Source organism: uncultured Oscillibacter sp., assembly GCF_947654275.1.
In the GTDB taxonomy this organism is placed as follows: Bacteria; Bacillota; Clostridia; order Oscillospirales; family Oscillospiraceae; genus Oscillibacter.
On the sequence record NZ_CANTJS010000023.1, the window covers coordinates 24,451 to 41,667 of the forward strand.

Annotated in this window: 11 protein-coding genes; 5 read left to right on the top strand and 6 right to left on the bottom strand. The window is 62.9% G+C overall.

All coding sequences use genetic code 11. The annotated features are described in order from the left end of the window. Positions 1-9: 9 nt before the first annotated feature. From Q0063_RS07890 to Q0063_RS07900, 3 genes are all read right to left on the bottom strand, one after another. The gene (locus Q0063_RS07890; protein ID WP_297871434.1) at positions 10-954 is read right to left on the bottom strand and encodes an ABC transporter permease; all 945 of its coding nucleotides are present in this window, start codon (positions 952-954) and stop codon (positions 10-12) included. A 274-nt stretch (positions 955-1,228) separates the two neighbouring features. Beyond that, positions 1,229-2,794: an ABC transporter substrate-binding protein gene (locus Q0063_RS07895; RefSeq protein WP_297871435.1), complete on the bottom strand. Its 1,566-nt coding sequence runs from the start codon at positions 2,792-2,794 to the stop codon at positions 1,229-1,231. 795 nt (positions 2,795-3,589) lie between these two features. Beyond that, entirely contained in the window at positions 3,590-4,810 is a 1,221-nt protein-coding gene (locus Q0063_RS07900) for an AI-2E family transporter (protein WP_297871436.1), read from the bottom strand. 126 nt (positions 4,811-4,936) lie between these two features. On the opposite strand from Q0063_RS07900, the gene Q0063_RS07905 reads away from it, so the two are divergent. The 3 genes from Q0063_RS07905 to Q0063_RS07915 all read left to right on the top strand — a co-directional run bounded on the left by Q0063_RS07905 (position 4,937) and on the right by Q0063_RS07915 (position 6,901). Continuing rightward, positions 4,937-5,824, top strand: coding sequence for a diacylglycerol kinase family protein (locus Q0063_RS07905; protein WP_297871437.1), 888 nt, complete (start codon positions 4,937-4,939; stop codon positions 5,822-5,824). Next, complete coding sequence (locus Q0063_RS07910; protein ID WP_297871438.1) at positions 5,821-6,441, top strand: CoA pyrophosphatase; 621 nt, start codon at positions 5,821-5,823, stop codon at positions 6,439-6,441. Before Q0063_RS07905 ends, Q0063_RS07910 begins: the two co-directional genes overlap by 4 nt. Positions 6,442-6,676: 235 nt before the next feature. Further along, entirely contained in the window at positions 6,677-6,901 is a 225-nt protein-coding gene (locus tag Q0063_RS07915; protein ID WP_297871439.1) for a hypothetical protein, read from the top strand. A gap of 208 nt (positions 6,902-7,109) precedes the next feature. Here Q0063_RS07915 and Q0063_RS07920 read toward each other — a convergent pair whose 3' ends face one another. The 3 genes from Q0063_RS07920 to Q0063_RS07930 all read right to left on the bottom strand — a co-directional run bounded on the left by Q0063_RS07920 (position 7,110) and on the right by Q0063_RS07930 (position 12,304). Beyond that, complete coding sequence (locus Q0063_RS07920) at positions 7,110-8,162, bottom strand: DUF4397 domain-containing protein (protein WP_297871440.1); 1,053 nt, start codon at positions 8,160-8,162, stop codon at positions 7,110-7,112. 128 nt (positions 8,163-8,290) lie between these two features. Continuing rightward, complete coding sequence (locus Q0063_RS07925; RefSeq protein ID WP_297871441.1) at positions 8,291-11,446, bottom strand: PAS domain-containing hybrid sensor histidine kinase/response regulator; 3,156 nt, start codon at positions 11,444-11,446, stop codon at positions 8,291-8,293. A gap of 285 nt (positions 11,447-11,731) precedes the next feature. Beyond that, the gene (locus Q0063_RS07930; protein ID WP_297871442.1) at positions 11,732-12,304 is read right to left on the bottom strand and encodes an epoxyqueuosine reductase QueH; all 573 of its coding nucleotides are present in this window, start codon (positions 12,302-12,304) and stop codon (positions 11,732-11,734) included. A 254-nt stretch (positions 12,305-12,558) separates the two neighbouring features. Here Q0063_RS07930 and Q0063_RS07935 point away from each other — a divergent pair, with 254 nt between their 5' ends. After that, the gene (locus Q0063_RS07935) at positions 12,559-15,480 is read left to right on the top strand and encodes an acyl-CoA dehydratase activase (protein WP_297871443.1); all 2,922 of its coding nucleotides are present in this window, start codon (positions 12,559-12,561) and stop codon (positions 15,478-15,480) included. A gap of 105 nt (positions 15,481-15,585) precedes the next feature. Further along, entirely contained in the window at positions 15,586-16,929 is a 1,344-nt protein-coding gene (locus tag Q0063_RS07940; protein ID WP_297871444.1) for a 2-hydroxyacyl-CoA dehydratase, read from the top strand. Positions 16,930-17,217: the final 288 nt, after the last annotated feature.

Here is a 17,217-nt window from a genome sequence, read left to right on the forward strand (position 1 = left end):
CACTCCTGTTCACGCCCCGTCTTCCAGCCGCAGGCGGGGGTCAATTCGGGCGTTGATGAGGTCCGCCGCCGTGCCCGCCAGCACCACCCAAAAGGCCAGAATGACGACAATGGCCTGAACCACCGGATAGTCCCGGTTGGAGATGGAGGTCACCAGCATCCGGCCCAGGCCGGGAATGGCGAATACCTGCTCCACCACGATGCTCCCCGCCACAATCTCCGCCATGGTCTGGGCCAGGAAGGTCACCACCGGGGCCAGGGCGTTTTTCAGCACGTGGCGGCGGAGGACGCCGGCGCGGTCGTTGCCCCGGGAGATGGCGGTGCGGACATAGTCCTTCCGCATTTCGTCGTTGACCACCCCCCGGAGCATCCGCACCGTCATGGCGACGCGGGGCAGGGCGATGGCCGCGGCGGCAAACAGCAGATAGCGGAAGGCCCCGGCGGGGTCCGCGGCCCTGTCGGGCAGCTGCCCCGGCGTGAACCACTTCAGGATGATGCCGAAGACCCAGGACAGCAGAATGCCGGTGAAAAAGGGGGGCACCGCCATGCAGAGCTGATTGAGCCCCGTCCGCAGCCCCTCGCCCCGGGTCCGCCCGGCGGACCAGAGCCCCATGGGGATGGACACGGCTGTGATTAAAAGGAAGCTGAGCAGGCTCAGCCGCAGCGTCACTCCCACCTTGGGGGCCAGCAGCTCCCATACCGGCTGATGATAGTTCTGAGAGGTTCCCAGGTCCCCGGTGAAAAAGCCCGCCAGCCACTCGCCGTAGCGCACGGGAAGTGGCCGGTCCAGCCCCAGTTCCGCCCGCAGGGCCGCCAGGGACTCCTCGGTGGCCTCGGTGCCCAGCATGGCGGTGGCGGCGTCGCCGGAAATCAGGTCGAAGGCGATGAAGGCCAGCAGGGACACCAGAAGCATGGTGGCCAGCAGAGCCGCCATACGCCGCAGTATATACCTCATGGCGCGCCCTTCCTCCTTTCAAATTAGGAATGAGGCTTTAGGAATTAGGAATTGTCTGCCCGCGCCCGAAAGCTCACCACGTCCAATTCCTAATTCCTAGGGTCTGTTCACATAAACCACATGTGCGGATTTTCGAGCAAATTTTAGCCGGATGCGAGGCAAAAATTTGCAGGCGTACTGGCGTACGGCAAAAATTTTTAACGAAGCAGGCGGCAAAATTTGCCGAAAAGACGTGCGCGTGGGCTTATGTGAACAGGCCCTAATTATCAATTCCTCATCCGGCAAAGTGGATGTTGGCCAAATCCAGCACGTAGATGGGATAGAAGGTCACGCCCTCCAGTCCCTTCCGCACGGCCACCAGGTCCGCCAGGTCCTGGATGTACACATTGGCGGCGTTCTGGGTCAGGTCCGCCTCCATCTCCTTATAGAGGGCGGTCTGCTCGGCGTCGTCATAGCTGGCAATGGCCTGCTGGAACAGCGCGTCATAGGCCGGGCTGTTGTAGTTGATGAAATTCTTGCCGTAGTCGGAGGTAAACCGCTCCAGCAGGGCCCGGGCGGTCATGTTGGAGGCGTCCACGCCCACCACGGTGGACTGGAACTGCCGGCCCACATACACGTCGTTCACCCAGCTCTCCCACTCGATGGGGACAATCTCGGCGCTGACGCCCGCCTCCCGCAGCTGTTCCACGATGACTTGGGCGGTGTCCATGTGGGGCTGGTAGTTGGAGGGAACGGTGATGGTCATGGAGAAGCCGTCGGGATAGCCGGCGTCCGCCAGCAGGGCCTTGGCCTTCTCCACGTCGTGGGGGTAGTAGTTTGTGAGGCTGTCGTCGAAATATTTGCTGAACGCAGGGTACATGCTGGAGCCGATCAGTGCGCCGTAGCCGTCAAAGGCCAGATCCAGAATCTGTTCCCGGTCCACGGCATAGCACAGGGCCTGACGGACCCGCACGTCGTCAAAGGGCTTTTCGGCGTTGTTGAGATACAGAGCCTGCACCAGATTCATGGTGCCCTCGGCAATGTAGAAATCCTCTCCCAGCTGGGCGGTCTGAATGCTGGTGAGGTGGGCGCAGAGGTCCACGGCCCCGCTCTGGAGGCTCATAAGGATGCTGTCCGCGTTCTCGATGATTTTCAATGTCACCCTGTCCAGCCTGGCGGGCTCGCCCCAGTAGTCCTCGAAGCGCTCCAGAACGATGTTGTCCTGGGCGGCCCGGGAGATGAATTTGAAGGGGCCGGTGCCCACAGGGGCGGTGTCCTGCTCCGTGTAGTCCGCCGGGATAACGGCGGTGGTCAGATAGGACAGAAATTCATTGCTGGGTTCGCTGATGGTGATGGAAACGGTCCGCTCATCCGCCGCCGTCAGCTCCGTAATAGAAGAAAACGCCTCCACCGGGACAATGCCTGTCTCGTCGGCGGAAGCGCAGCGCTGGATGGAATATACCACATCCTCTGCCGTCACCGTGTCGCCGTTGTGGAACCGCACACCCTCCCGCAGGGTAAAGGTGTAGGTCCGGTGATCCTCGGAAACCGTGTAGCTCTCAGCGATGGCAGGGATCAAATCTCCGTTGGGGGCGGGCTTGACCAGCCCCTCGAATACGTTGAACATGACCTCGCGAGTTCCTGCCTTCAAGGTTTTATGAGGGTCAAGACTGTTGTCCAGGTCCTGGGCAATGCCCACGGTGATCTCGTTCTTCAGAGTCTCCGGGGATGCCGCATCAATGGTGGAGCCGTTCGTCTGTCCGTCTTCGGGGGCCTGCGCCGCGCTGCCGTCTCCGCATCCGCTGAGTACGGCGCCCAGGAGGCTGGCCAGAAGAAGGAGGGCCAAGAGTTTACGCTTCATAATGTCTCCTTTTCATCACTGCCGCTTCGGGTCAGTGTTGGACGGGAACTGTCCCGCCCTGACAGAATGGCCGGCTCTATTCAGTTGTCCGGGCGGTTTCGGCTGGGCAAAAACCGGGGAAACGCCCCCGAACCAGCCCGGCAAACCCAATAAAGCCCTGCGGAAGATCTTTGTCGGAGACCGTCCGCAAGGCTGTATTGTACACGAAGCGTCTGTAAATTGCAAGGCCTTTCCAAAACTTCTTTTTGGTGCCGCGCCTGACATCAGGCGGAAAGCGGAAAATAGAAGCACGCGGATGGGAATCTTCCGAAACTTGCAGCCCTATTCACTAGTGCCGCGCCTGACATCAGACGGAAAACGGAAAATAGTCCCACGCGGATGGGAGTCTTCCGAAACTTGAAACTCTGTTCATCTGGGCCGCGCCTGGAGTCAGGCGGAATGCGGAAGACAGTCCTGCGCGGCTGGAACTTTTCCGAATCTTGCTGCCCTGTTCATCTGGGCCGCGGGGCATACCCGCTCACGCATTTCATCAGGAAGAAACCGTGTAGGGGGCGGGCTCTGCCCCGCCCCGTCCTTCGGAAGCGCCGCACCTCCGGGAAACGGCCCCGCATGGCTGGAACCCTCTTGAATCCCGCAACCCTGTTCATCTGGGCCGCGAGGCATACCCGCTCACGCACTTCATCAGGAAGAAGCCCTGTAGGGGGCGGGCTCTGTCCCGCCCCGTTCTTCGGAAGCGCCGCGCATCCGGGAAACACCCCCGCCCGGCTGGAACTCTCCCGAATCCCGCAGCCCCGCTCACCGGTGCCGCGCCTCAGGCGGTCCCTCCCAGTTCTCCCCGTCCGTGGGACGGGCGAAATAGGCGGCGGGGTCCTCCGGCAGGCCCTTTTTCCGCAGGGCCGCGTCCAGGAAGAAGTTCACGGCGCAGTGGAGGCAGGCGCACACCGGCACGCCGAAGAACATGCCGATGATGCCGAAGAAGCTGCCGCCCACCAGAATGGCGATGATGACCCAGAGGCTGGAGAGGCCCGTCTTGTCCCCCAGAATCTTGGGGCCGATCACGTTGCCGTCCAGCTGCTGGAGGGCCAGGACGAAGATGACGAAATAGAGGGCTTTCATGGGAGACACCAGCAGAATCAGGAAGGTGCTGGGGATGGCGCCCAGGAAGGGGCCGAAGAAGGGAATGATGTTGGTGATGCCCACAATGACGGACACCAGGGGGGTATAGGGGAATTTCAGAATAGAACAGCAGACGAAGCAGAGAATACCGATGATGATGGAGTCCAGCAGCTTGCCCCGGACGAAGCCGGAAAAAATCTGGTCCGCCTTGGCCGCCCCCCGGAGGACCCAGCGGACGTTTTCCCGGGAGAAGAGGGCGCAGGCCAGCTTCCGCCCATAGGCGGCGCAGCGCTCCTTGGTGGCCAGCAGATAGATGGAGACAATCAGGCCCACCAGCAGGTTTTTCAGGAAGTTCAGCAGGCTGAGAACGCCGCCGGAGACGGTGGACATCACCGTCTGAAGCTGAGGCAGAACGCCGCTGGTGAGCCACTTGTCGATGTCCTGGAAGTAGGAGGCCATCTGCTGGGCCACCCAGTCGGCCACCGCCGGATTGGTTTCCAGCAGGTGAATCACCCATCCGCTGATGGTCCGGTAGTAGTTGTCAGCGTTGTCAATCAGCTGTAACACGCTTTTGTACAGCTCCGGCAGCAGCACCGAGGCCAGCAGATAGAAAAAGAAGCAGATTACCAGCCAGCTCAGAAGAATCCCGGCGGTTCGCACCGCCGCCGCGGCGGAGCGCCGGCGTTCCCGGCCCGGCTGGAGGGGGAACAGGTGCCGCTCAAAAAAGTTCACCATGGGGGCCAGCATATAGGCGATGAAGGCCCCCATGAGAATGGGGCCCATCGCCGCCGCCAGGGCCAGAATGGCCTTCCCGCCGAAAAGCGTATCGTAAAACAGCAGAATGGCCGCCGCAGCAGCGAAGGCCGTCAGACCCATTTGAAAATACTTGTTGTCCCGCATCCCGCGTCACCTCTTTCGTAAAATCTATTCTACACAAAGCCGCCGGGAATTGCAATCCTCATTTTCCCATGGTATACTGAATTTCAAATCATTTGAACGATTTCTTGACAGAGCAGGAGGAGCGGCATGAAACAACGGAAGCTTCTGATGATTGTAAATCCCCGGGCGGGCCGGAGCAAGTCCCGGGGGCCGCTGTTCGACGCGGCGGCGGCCCTCTCCGGGGCCGGGTACCTGATTTCAATTCATATGACCGCCGCCCCCGGCGACGGGGCGGAGACCGCCGCCCGGGAGGGCGGACAGTACGACGTGGTGGTGGCCGTAGGCGGAGACGGCACCCTGAACGAGGTGGCCTCCGGCCTGATGGAGCTGGAACAGCGGCCCCTGCTGGGCTATCTGCCCCAGGGCAGCACCAACGACTTCGCCGCCAGCCTGAAAATCCCCGGCGACCCCGTCCGGGCGGCGGCGTCCATTACCCGGAACGTGCCCCGGCAGCTGGACGTAGGCCGCTGGAACCAGCGGTATTTCATGTATGTAGCTTCCTTCGGGGCCTTTACCCGCACGTCCTACGCCGCGGCCCAGAGCCAGAAGAACGCCCTGGGGCACTTTGCCTACATCCTGGAGGGCATGAAGGACCTGAACACCCTCCGGCCCTATCACATCCGGGTGGACGCCGGCGGGGAGCTGCTGGACGGGGAATATCTCTTTGGCGCCGTGTGCAATTCCACCTCCATCGGCGGGCTGATGAAGCTGAACCCGGAGCGCGTGGTCCTGGACGACGGCCTGTTTGAGCTGCTTTTGATTCCCAGCCCCAAAACCGCCGCCGAGCTTCAGAGTCTGGTTCACACGCTTTTGAACCAGCAGTATGACAGCCAGGGCCTCGTCTTCCGCCATGTTTCCTCCGTCCGGGTTGAGACGGAGGGGGACCTGCCCTGGTCTCTGGACGGGGAATATGCCCCCGGCGTCCCGGCGGTGGAGCTGCGCAACATCCGCCAGGGCCTGGCCATGCTGCTGTGAGGGGCCGGGCGCTGGAGGCCCTGGAGCGCAGTTTTCGGGGCCATGAGCCGGGCCTGCTGGGGGCCCGGCACTGTTACGCCGTGCTCTGCCCCCTGGTGGAGCGGCCCGACGGGCTCCACCTGATTTTTGAGGTCCGGGCGGCCCAGCTGAGCCAGGGGGGCGAGGTGTGCTTTCCCGGCGGGCGGATGGAACCCGGCGAGACGCCGGAGGACTGCGCCCTCCGGGAGACACAGGAGGAGCTGTCCATCCCCCGGGCGGAAATCCGCCTGCTGGGCACGCCGGATTTCATCGCCAATCAGGCGGGGTTTCTGCTGCGGCCCGTTCTGGGACTGGTGTCTCAGGCGGGCTTCGCGGCCCTGCGGCCCTCTCCGGCGGAGGTGGCGGAGGTATTCACCGCGCCGCTGGACTTCTTCCGGGAGACGCCGCCGGAGCCCTGGGCCTATGAGCTCCTGCCCAGCGTGCCGGAGGACTTCCCCTATGGGCCGGTGGGCATCCCCAGGGACTACCGCTGGTCCAGGGGCCGGGTGGAGGTGCCGGTGTGGTACTGGCAGGGTCACGCCGTCTGGGGCATGACGGCCCGGATGACCCGGGATATCGTCTCCCGGCTTCCGGAGTGACGGGCCGCGTTTCCCCGTTTGCAGCCTGCCCGCCAGGAACCCCTTGCGCCTCCCGCCCCCTCCCTCCGCGAAAAACCGCCGGGGCCCCCGGCGCGGCGGCCCCCTCTCCCGATGAAACCCGCAAACCGAAATCCCCCCGTCGGGAACCCCGTTGACAAACCGGCGGGGAGCCGGTAAGATCAGGAAACAGCGGCCCCCAGGGCCGCGGAGGAACAAAAGAAAAGGAGCAGAGAGCATGAACATCGACATCAAGGAAAAAATCGAGGAGCTGGTCCGGAAAATCCAGGAGGACCCCGCCCTTCTCCAGAGCTTTCAGAAGGACCCCATCCGGACGGTGGAACAGCTGCTGGGCGTGGACCTTCCCGACGACAAGCTGCAGCCCCTGGTGTCCGGCGTGAAGGCCAAGCTGATGTCCGCCGGCATTGGCGATAAGCTGGAGGGCCTGAAGAAGCTTTTCTGAGCTCGGCGGCGCTTTCGCCAAAACCGGGAAAGGTTCGAAAGGTTCGAAAAGCTTGAAAGGCTCACAAGGTTCGGAGCGCGCAAAACGTGCGTAAAGAACAGAAAACGCAGAAAGTTGAAAAACGCAAAAAACACCGCGGGGCGGCCCCAATGGGGCCGCCCCGCTGTCTCTTTGGCGGAACAGGCGCGGAAGAGGAGGGAACCGGACCTCAGCGGTCCATCAGAATCAAATTCTGAATATTGTTCCGGCCCGAGCCGCTCTGGAGCAGGTAGACGCTGTAAACGGCGTTGCTGGTGACATTCAGGTACAGGGAGCCGAAGGTCTCGTGAGGCGGGTAAACCCCCAGCCATGCGGAGTCCAGGGTCTCGATGTCCACGGAGGCGGGCATGGGCACCAGGTCCGTCTCCGCGTAGAAGAACTGATAGGTGCCGGGCATGATGCGCTTGAAGGCGCCGATCTCCTTGAAGCGCAGGTCGCCGTAAACCACCCGTCCGTCGCTCATGATGACGTCCAGGGGTCCGCTGTTAAAGGCCAGGTTGCCGATGCGGAAATTGGAAAATCCGTTGGTGGGCGGGCAGCAGCTGTCGGCAATCTGCAGCAGGTCCATGCCGCCGGCGGTGTTGATGATGGCAACGGTGGTGGCCGCACCCACCTGGAAGGGCAGAGTCTTCTGAATGTAGATATAGCCGTCCGGCCCGGCTACCGTGACCGTCTGATAGCCTGCGGCCACCCGGCCGTAGCCGGTGACAGAGGCGTAATTCAGCAGATTCACAAAGCGGTTGTTGTTCACAAAGATGCGGAAACTGGGGTATCCGAAGGCGGCGTTGAGGAAGCGGACCTTGGACGCGCCGGGCCAGACCGTGCCGATGATGCCCGGCAGGATGGTGATGCCCCCGCAGATGCCGCTGGGGCAGTTCCAGTTGTTGCCGGGATAGACGGGGCCGCCCTCGCCGGGATTGGGCAGGGGAATCACGGGCTCCACCACAGAGCCGTCGTCGCCGGGATAGACCGGGCCGCCCTCACCGGGATTGGGCAGGGGAATGACGGGAATCTGACCGGGATCGGGGTTGCCGGGATAGACGGGCCCGCCCTCGCCGGGATTGGGCAGAGGAATGACGGGAATCTGGCCGGGATCAGGGCTGCCGGGATAGACGGGCCCGCCCTCGCCGGGATTGGGCAGAGGGATCACGGGCTCCGCGGCGGTGCGTCCGCCGCCGGCCCGCCGGGGAGAGGCGAAGCGGTTTGCAGTTGTTTGTTCCATATACGATCAGCCGGAAGGTGACTTCCGGCGTCCTCCTTTCTGATGGTGCTGAGCCATCCTATGCGGAGGAGGCCGGAGCGGTGCGGAAAGAGGGCCGGGACAGAGCCCGGCCCTCCTGCATGATTTTATTATTCGAGGATTTGTTCCAGGGTTTCCATCAGCTCGTCGATGTCAATGGGTTTCGCAATGTGGCCGTTCATGCCGCATTTCAGAGCCTCCTGCCGGTCCTCCTCAAAGGCGTTGGCCGTCATGGCCAGAATGGGAATCTGGGCCAGCCCGGGGTCCTCCAGCTCCCGGATGAGCTTGGTGGCGGCGTAGCCGTCCATCACCGGCATCTGCACATCCATCAGAATCAGACGGTAGTAACCGGGCTCGGAGGCCTTCAGCATATCCACGGCAATCTGGCCGTTCTGGGCCACCTCCGTGGTCAGGCCCGCCTCATCCAGAATGGCCATGGCAATCTCCTGGTTCAGCTCGTTGTCCTCCGCCAGCAGAATGCGGCCCGAGTGGGACCTGCGGGTGGGAGCATCGTCCTTCCGGGGCGCGGCCTCCTCCGTGCCCACCACGTTGTTCAGGCAGTTCCTGAGCTCCGAGAGAAACAGAGGCTTTTCACAAAAGGCGGTGACGCCGGCCTCTCTGGCCTCGTCCTCAATGTCGGTCCAGTCATAGGCCGTGAGCACGATGATGGGGGCGTTGTCCCCCGCCACCTGCCGGATGCGCCGGGCCACCTCCACGCCGTTCATGTCCGGCATCAGCCAGTCGATGACATAGACGCTGTAGGTGTCCTTCCGCATCACCGCCTGCCGGGTGCGCAGCACGGCTTCCCGGCCCGACATGGTCCATTCCGCCCGCATGCCCACCTGCTGGAGCATGTAGGAAACGCTGTCGCAGGTGTTGAAATCGTCGTCCACCACCAGGGCCCGGCAGCCCGACAGCGCCGGAATGGTCCGCACCTCCTTGGGCCCTGTGGGCAGGCGGAAGGTGAAGGAGGCGGTGAACTCCGTGCCCACGCCCTGCTCGCTCTCCACCGAGATGGAGCCGTGCATCATGTCGACGATGTTCTTGGTGATGGCCATGCCCAGTCCGGTTCCCTGGATGCCGCTGATGGTGGTGTTCCGCTCCCGCTCGAAGGGCTCGAAGATGTGGGAGACGAATTCCTTGCTCATGCCGATGCCGGAATCCTTGACCTGGAACACGTAGTTGGCGCAGCCCTCCGGCGCGCCGGGCTTTTCCGTGATGCGCATGCTGATGGTGCCGCCGGACCCGGTATATTTCACCGCGTTGCTCAGAAGGTTCAGAAGCACCTGGTTCAGCCGGAGCTTGTCGCAGTAGATGTCCTCATCCAGGACGTCCACCGTGTCGATGTAAAGCTCCAGCTGCTTGGCCCGGATATCGGCCTGGAGAATGCTCTGGAGTCCGTGGAGAATATCGGGCAGGTTGCAGAGGCTCTCGTCCAGCCGCATTTTTCCGCTTTCAATGCGGCTCATGTCCAGAATGTCGTTGATGAGGCTGACCAGGTGGTTTCCGGAGGTGAGGATTTTTTTCAGATACTCCTCCACCTGCTCCTTCCGGTCGATGTGGCTGATGGCCAGGGCGGTGAAGCCCACAATGGCGTTCATGGGGGTGCGGATATCGTGGGACATATTGGAGAGGAAGGTGCTCTTGGCCCGGTTGGCCCGCTTGGCCTGGAACAGGGCGTCCTCCAGCAGGCTCTTTTTCTCCATCTCCATCTGGGTCTCTTCATCCACGTTGCGCACGCCCAGCACGGCGGTATGGTTGTTTTCCCAGTCGCCGGCCCGGACAATCTTCATCTGGAAATAGCGCATATTGCCGCCGCAGAGGGTGCGGTAATTGATGTAGCACTGATTTTTCTCCTCCAGCTCCCTTTTCAGGTGCTGTACGGAGCAGGCCTGACGCACCAGCTCCCTGTCCTCGGCATAGACACAGCGGCCGATGTAGCGCTCCATGCACTCGTCCAGGGACAGCATGCCGGAAAAGAGCTCGTTCAGCACGCCGTACTCGCAGCCGCTGGTCCGCAGGGCGCCGCCCTGGCCGGTGCTCAGGTCAAAGACGCAGACCAGGCTGTAGTCAATGCACAGCGCGTGAATCAGCTCCATCTGCCGCCGCTCGCTCTCGTCCCGCTCCTGCTGGGCCCGGAGCTTCTGAACGGTGCAGTCCAGAAGGAAGCGCTGGTAGAAGGGCTCTCCGTTCTCCTCCGCCAGCTTGACGTTGCCCATGACGTGGATCACTTTGCCGTCCGGGTGCTGCACCCGGTACTCGATGCTCTCGCTGTCTCCGACCTTTTTCAGCGCCTCGATGCACTCCCGCAGCAGCGGCTTATCCTCCTCCACCACGGAGGGCGCCACCATGTCAAAGCCGCCGGCCATCAGCTCCTCCTCGGTCTCATAGCCCAGAATCTGGAGGGCCGCCCGGTTGATGCTCAGGATGCGGGACCCGTCCAGGGAGTGGCACAGCACGCCGCAGTCCATGGTGGTGAACATGGTCTCCAGCATGATGTTCTTCTGAATAATCTCCTGCTCATAGGCCCGTTCCTGGGTCACGTCGATGGCCACGCCCACGGTGCCCATGACGCTGCCGTCCAGGTCGTACAGAGGGGATTTATAGGTGGTCAGCAGCCGCTTGCCCTCGCCGGTCTGGACAACCTCCTCGGAGACGCAGGTCTCCCGGCTCTCCATGACGATGCGCTCCGACTCGATGCAGGCGGGGTCGTCCTGCTCCACGTCCCAGATATAGGCGTGCCGCTGGCCCTGGACCTGCTCCTGGGTCTTGCCCACCGTCTGGCAGAAGCTGTCGTTCACCTTCTCGTGGACGCCGTCCCTGGTCTTGTACCAGACAAGACTGGGGGAGCTGTTGATGACGGCGTCCAGGTACTGCCGGGCCTCCCAGAGATCCTTGCGCAGCTTCCAGTCCTGCTGCCAGCGGGCAAAGCGAAAGCGCAGTTCCGCCTCGGACAGGGGCAGCGTCCAGATATCTGTGATCTGGGCCAGAAACGCCTCCGGGGGCAGGGGCTGGCCTGCCTCCATCAGCAAAATCAGATCGGCGGCGTCCAGCTTGCCCGCCGTCAGAACCGCCGCGGCCTCCGCCGGGTCCAGACCCCGGAGGTCGGCAAAGGTTACGTCCGCGGCGGCGGCCAGGGCGCTGTCCGGCTCCTCGCTCTCGGTGAACTGGTGGCTGAAGCACGCAAGCGGGGGTAAGTCCTTTAAAAACTCCAGTGCGCCGCGCTGCCGCCCGGTCAGATAGATATGCGTTTGACAATGATACATATGTAGCCCTCCCGCTGCCTTCAGGGGCCGGCTCTCCAGACGCCAACCCCCTATTCCGTTCCATTCTATCAACGTTGAGCTTCTATGTCAATATTCGGAATGGCTTCAAATCCGATTTGTACGGGCGGAAACAGCCCGCCTCCCAAAGCCGCCGGCCCCAGGGGCGGCCTCAGGCCGTCCCGGAGCGTCCGCCCCGCCTGACGGGCCCCGGCACGGCCGCAGCCGTTTTGGTTCCCCGGGCGGCAGAAATCCCCGGAAAACCGGTACGTCCGGCCTCGGAGGCCGTCACGCCCCGCTCTCCGCGAATTTCAGCCGGTCCCGGTCAATCTGCTTTTGGTAGCGGTCCTGCTCGGAGAAGACGCAGCCGCAGTATTTCTGCATGTACAGGCCCATCTCCCGGGCCCGCTGGTTCCCCGCCCGGAAGTTGGGGCGGAAATCCCGGTAGAGAAATTCCACGCCGTACAGGCCCGCGTACCGCTCCGCCGCCCGGACGATGCCCTCGTGGTCCTGGTACAGGCTTGCCAGCAGGGTGGTGGTGAAGGCGGAAAAGCCGTGTTCCGCGGCGTACCGCGCCGCGCCCTCGACGCGGTGCTCATAGCAGTAGGCGCAGCGGCCCTCAATGTCCCCCGCCACCTGGCGGCAGAATTCCCGGAGACCGTAGTCCTCCCGGACCCGGACCTCCATGCCGGCGGCGGCGGCGTACTCCAGCAGGCAGTCCCGCCGGGCCTGGTACTCCTTCCAGGGGTGGATATTGGGGTTGTACCAAAGGGCCGTGGGCTCAATGCCCTCGGCCCGGAGGGGATCGACGCAGCTGAGGGAGCAGGGGGCGCAGCAGCAGTGAAGCAAAACGGAGTTCATAGGTATGCCTCGCTTTTCATTTGAATAAGCTTAGTATAGCATTGATTCCGAAAAAGACAAGCCCCGGTCCTCTGGCAAAACCCCGGGGATTTGTGAGGTTTGCCGTCCAATTTTAACGGATTCTTTACAGTCTTTCAAAAGATTGCCGATTGAAAATGCCGTCGAAACCGTGTATGATACCATCGAATATGGTAATCTGCGGTTCGGTGCCGGAATTTGTCGGCGCAACCGATTGCCCAAAGGAGGAACAGACGTTGAAGGTAGGTCTCGATGTTGGCTCCACCACCATCAAATGCGTGGTGCTGGACAACGCGGAACAGATCGTATACAGTACATATGAACGGCACTTCAGCCACATTCTTGAAAAATCCGAGGAGCTCCTCCGCCGGGTGGCGGAGCGGCACATTCCCGCCGGCAGGGCGGAGCTGGCCATCTCCGGGTCCGCGGGGATGGGCATGGCGGAGAGCGTGGGGGTCCCCTTTGTGCAGGAGGTGTTCGCCACCCGTGTGGCCGCCAACAGGCTGGCCCCCGGCACCGACGTGGTCATTGAGCTGGGAGGCGAGGACGCCAAGATTCTCTTCCTCACCGGCGGCATGGAGGTCCGGATGAACGGCTCCTGCGCCGGAGGCACCGGCGCCTTCATCGACCAGATGGCCACCCTGCTGAAAATGACCGCCGACGAGATGGACGAGGCGGCGGGGAAGGCGGAAAAAACCTATACCATCGCCTCCCGCTGCGGCGTCTTCGCCAAGAGCGACGTCCAGCCCCTCATCAATCAAGGGGCGAAGGCCGAGGACATCGCCGCCAGCATCTATCAGGCGGTGGTAAACCAGACCATCGCCGGCCTGGCCCAGGGCCGGCCCATCAGTGGAAACATTTTATATCTGGGGGGACCCCTGACCTTCTCCCGGTGCCTGCGCCAAAGCTTTGACAAAACCCTGGGCGTGGCCGGGACCTGCCCGGACCACAGCCTTCTGTTCGTGGCCCTGGGGGCCGCCTTTTACTCCGACCGGGGCTTTGACCTGAGAGAGGTGGCGGACCGCCTCCGGGAGCGGGGGGCCTCGGAGACCTACCGCTCTCAGCCGCCTCTGTTTGAGACACAGGAGGAATACGCCGCCTTCCAGGCCCGCCACGCCAGGGCCAGGGTGGACCGGGCCCCCTTCGGCCCGGACTACGCCGCCCCGGTCCATATCGGCATCGATTCCGGGTCCACCACCGTCAAGGTGGCGGTCATCGACCAGGACGCCCGGCTGCTCTTCACCGACTACCGGCCCAACCTGGGCAACCCCGTGCCCCTGATCCGGGAGGTGCTGCAGCGGCTCTATGACGAGCACCCGGCCCTGGCCGTGGCCTCCGTCACCACCACGGGCTACGGCGAGGATCTGGCGAAAAACGCCTTCCACGCGGATTACGGCGTGGTGGAAACCGTGGCCCACTTCACCGCCGCCCGGCACTTCCTGCCCAACGTGGATTTTATCATCGACATCGGCGGACAGGACATGAAGTGCTTCAAGATTGAGGACGGGGCCATCAGCAACATCTTTCTGAACGAGGCCTGCTCCTCCGGCTGCGGCAGCTTTCTGCAGACCTTCGCCCAGGCTCTGGGCTACGACGTGCGGGAGTTCGCCGGGCTGGGCCTCTTCGCGGGCCGCCCCGTGGACCTGGGGAGCCGGTGCACCGTGTTCATGAACTCCAGCGTGAAGCAGGCCCAGAAGGATGGGGCCACCGTGGAGAACATCTCGGCGGGCCTGTCCATCTCCGTGGTGAAAAACGCCATCTACAAGGTCATCCGGGCCGCCAGCCCCGAGGAGCTGGGCAGGAACGTGGTGGTCCAGGGAGGGACGTTTTACAACGAGGCCGTTCTCCGGGCCTTTGAGAAGGAGATGGGGGTGGAGGTCATCCGCCCGGACATCGCCGGGCTCATGGGGGCCTTCGGCGCGGCTCTCTACGGCCGGGGAAAGGCCGAACAGACCAGCGCCCTGCTGGGCCGGGAGGAGCTGCGGAATTTCTCCCAGGAGACGGAAAACCGCCTCTGCGCCCTGTGCGGCAACAACTGCCAGCTCACCGTGAACACCTTTGGAACCGGCGAGACCTTCATCAGCGGCAACCGCTGCGACCGGCCCGTAACGGGAAAGGCGGACACCGGCGAGCGGAACCTGTACGCCTATAAGCGGAAGCTGATTCTGGACTACAGGCCCGTCCCGGGGAAGCGGGGAAAAATCGGGATTCCCCTGTGTCTGAACATGTGGGAGCTGCTGCCCTTCTGGCACGCCTTTTTTACCAAACTGGGCTTCGCCGTGTACCACAGTCCCCTCTCCAGCCGGGACCTCTATTTAAAGGGACAGGCCACCATCCCCAGCGACACCGCCTGCTTCCCCGCCAAGCTGGCCCACGGGCACATCCAGTTCCTCTCCAGGCTGGGGCTGGACGCCATTTTCTACCCCTGCATGACCTACAACATCGACGAGGGCCTGGGGGACAATCATTACAACTGCCCTGTGGTGGCCTATTACCCGGAGGTCATCGCCGGGAACTGCCCGGAAATCAGGGACACGAAATTCATCTATGACTACGTGGGCCTCCACCGGCCCAAGGATTTCACCAGAAAGATTTTCGACATCCTCCGCAGGCACTTCCCGGACCTCACCCGGAGGGAAATCCGGGAGGCCAGCGACGCGGCCTATGCCGAGTACGCCCACCACATGGCCCGGATTCGCAGAGAGGGCGGGCGCATCATGGACCAGGCCCGGGCTGAGGGCCGCCGCATCATTGTTCTGGCGGGCCGGCCCTATCACGCGGACCCGGAGATCAACCACGGCATCGACACCCTGATTACCCGCTCCGGGGCGGCGGTGGTGACAGAGGATTCCATTTCCAACCGGGTGGAAAAGTTCCCCACCACGGTGCTGAACCAGTGGACCTATCACTCCCGGCTCTACGCCGCCGCCCGGTACTGCGTGGAGCACCGGGACTGCGACCTGGTGCAGCTGGTCAGCTTCGGCTGCGGCGTGGACGCCATTACCACCGACGAGACCCAGGCCATTCTGCAGACCGGGGGGAAGCTGTACACGGAGCTGAAAATCGACGAGATTACCAACCTGGGCGCGGTGCGCATCCGCCTGCGGAGCCTCTTCGCCGCCCTGGACGAGGCTGCTTTTTCTCGAGAGAAAAAGTAGCCAAAAAGAGCTTTTGTACGCCCTGATTGTCTGGAGATAATCCAAGCCGAAGCGACGGCAACGCAGAGCTGCTGAACAATACTGCATGGGAGGTTCGTGCCTATCATGGAAACCATAAATTATCCCAAATTTACTCCGGAGATGAAGAAGACCCACAAAATTCTGATTCCCAACATGGCCCCGGTGCAGTTCCGCATTCTGGCGGCGGTGATGGAGCAGGCGGGCTATACCTGCGAGCTGCTGGAGAACTGCGGCAGCCAGGTCAGCGAGCTGGGCCTGAAGTACGTCCATAACGACACCTGTTACCCGGCGCTGCTGGTCATCGGCCAGTTCCTGGACGCTCTGGGGTCCGGGAACTACGACCTGGACCACACCGCCCTCATCATCACCCAGACCGGCGGAGGCTGCCGGGCCTCCAACTACATCCACCTGCTGCGCAAGGCCCTTGTGAAGGCGGGCTATCCCCAGGTCCCCGTGGTGAGCCTGAACTTCTCCGGCCTGGAAAAGGATTCCGGCCTGCCCATGACCATGCCCTTCCTCCGCAGGCTTCTGGCGGTGGTCTGTTACGGCGACCTGCTGGTCTCCCTGAAAGCTCAGACGGAGCCCTATGAGGTTGAGAAGGGCGCGGCTCGGGCCATGCAGGACAAGTGGCTGGACACCGTCTGCGGCTGGGTCCGGGAGGACCGGGGCTACAGCCGCCGGGAGATGAAGGCCGCCATGCCGGAGATCGCGGCGGACTTCGCCGCCATTCCCGTCCGCCGGGTCCCCAAGGTGAAGGTGGGCGTGGTCGGCGAAATCTACGTGAAGTACTCCCCCCTGGGGAACAACGGTCTGGAGGACTTCCTCCGCTCCCAGGACTGCGAGGTGAACCTGCCGGGTCTGATGGGCTTTGTCCAGTACTGCGCCTACAACCCGTCGGAAACCGCCCGGCTCTACGGCGGAAGCTTCCTGGAAAAGCACATTTCCGACCTGGTCCTGGGCTACATCGAGGGCATGGAAAGCGTCCTCATCAAGGCGCTGAAGGACCACGGCTACCACGCGCCCCTGCCCTTCAGGGAGCTGATCCGCCTGACGGACGGCATCATCAGCACCGGGGACAAGATGGGTGAAGGCTGGCTTCTCACCGCCGAGATGATCGAGCTGGTCCGGGCGGGATATGAGAACATCGTCTGCGCCCAGCCCTTCGGGTGCCTGCCGAACCACATCTGCGGCAAGGGCATGATCAACAAAATCCGGGAGTTGTACCCCCAGGCCAACATCACCCCCATTGACTACGACCCCAGCGCCACCCGTGTGAACCAGGAAAACCGCATCAAGCTGATGCTGGCGGTGGCCCGGGAGCGTCTGACGGAGCAGACCGGCGGAGACGGCGGGGTTCCGGAGGCGGCTCCGGAGGCCGGCGAGCCGGTTCTGACGGCACGGCCCCGGCGGGCCGGCGCTCTGGGATGAGGGCCCTGATCTTCATGGGCAGCCCCCGGAGGGCTGAGGCGGATTCACAAGCTCACATCTGTATTCCCCAGGCATCTATAGGGGCGGGCCTTGTGCCCGCCCTTTTGTCTTCCGCTGCGGGGGCCGGGCTCTGTCCCGTCCCCCGAAAGCATGGAGAGAAAAACGGGAGGGGACAGAGCCCCTCCCCTGCATGGCATCCCCGTTATAAATTGCGCGGATGGACACGCCCCGGGACCACGGAAATCAATTTTGCAAAATTGGATTCAAAGAGATAAAATAGGAAATATG

Excerpts from the sequence above, each read along its gene's own strand:
- Q0063_RS07890 (WP_297871434.1), bottom strand. The coding sequence starts at position 954 with ATGAGGTATATACTGCGGCGTATGGCGGCTCTGCTGGCCACCATGCTT.
- Q0063_RS07895 (WP_297871435.1), bottom strand. The coding sequence starts at position 2,794 with ATGAAGCGTAAACTCTTGGCCCTCCTTCTTCTGGCCAGCCTCCTGGGC.
- Q0063_RS07900 (WP_297871436.1), bottom strand. The coding sequence starts at position 4,810 with ATGCGGGACAACAAGTATTTTCAAATGGGTCTGACGGCCTTCGCTGCT.
- Q0063_RS07905 (WP_297871437.1), top strand. The coding sequence starts at position 4,937 with ATGAAACAACGGAAGCTTCTGATGATTGTAAATCCCCGGGCGGGCCGG.
- Q0063_RS07915 (WP_297871439.1), top strand. The coding sequence starts at position 6,677 with ATGAACATCGACATCAAGGAAAAAATCGAGGAGCTGGTCCGGAAAATC.
- Q0063_RS07920 (WP_297871440.1), bottom strand. The coding sequence starts at position 8,162 with ATGGAACAAACAACTGCAAACCGCTTCGCCTCTCCCCGGCGGGCCGGC.
- Q0063_RS07925 (WP_297871441.1), bottom strand. The coding sequence starts at position 11,446 with ATGTATCATTGTCAAACGCATATCTATCTGACCGGGCGGCAGCGCGGC.
- Q0063_RS07930 (WP_297871442.1), bottom strand. The coding sequence starts at position 12,304 with ATGAACTCCGTTTTGCTTCACTGCTGCTGCGCCCCCTGCTCCCTCAGC.
- Q0063_RS07940 (WP_297871444.1), top strand. The coding sequence starts at position 15,586 with ATGGAAACCATAAATTATCCCAAATTTACTCCGGAGATGAAGAAGACC.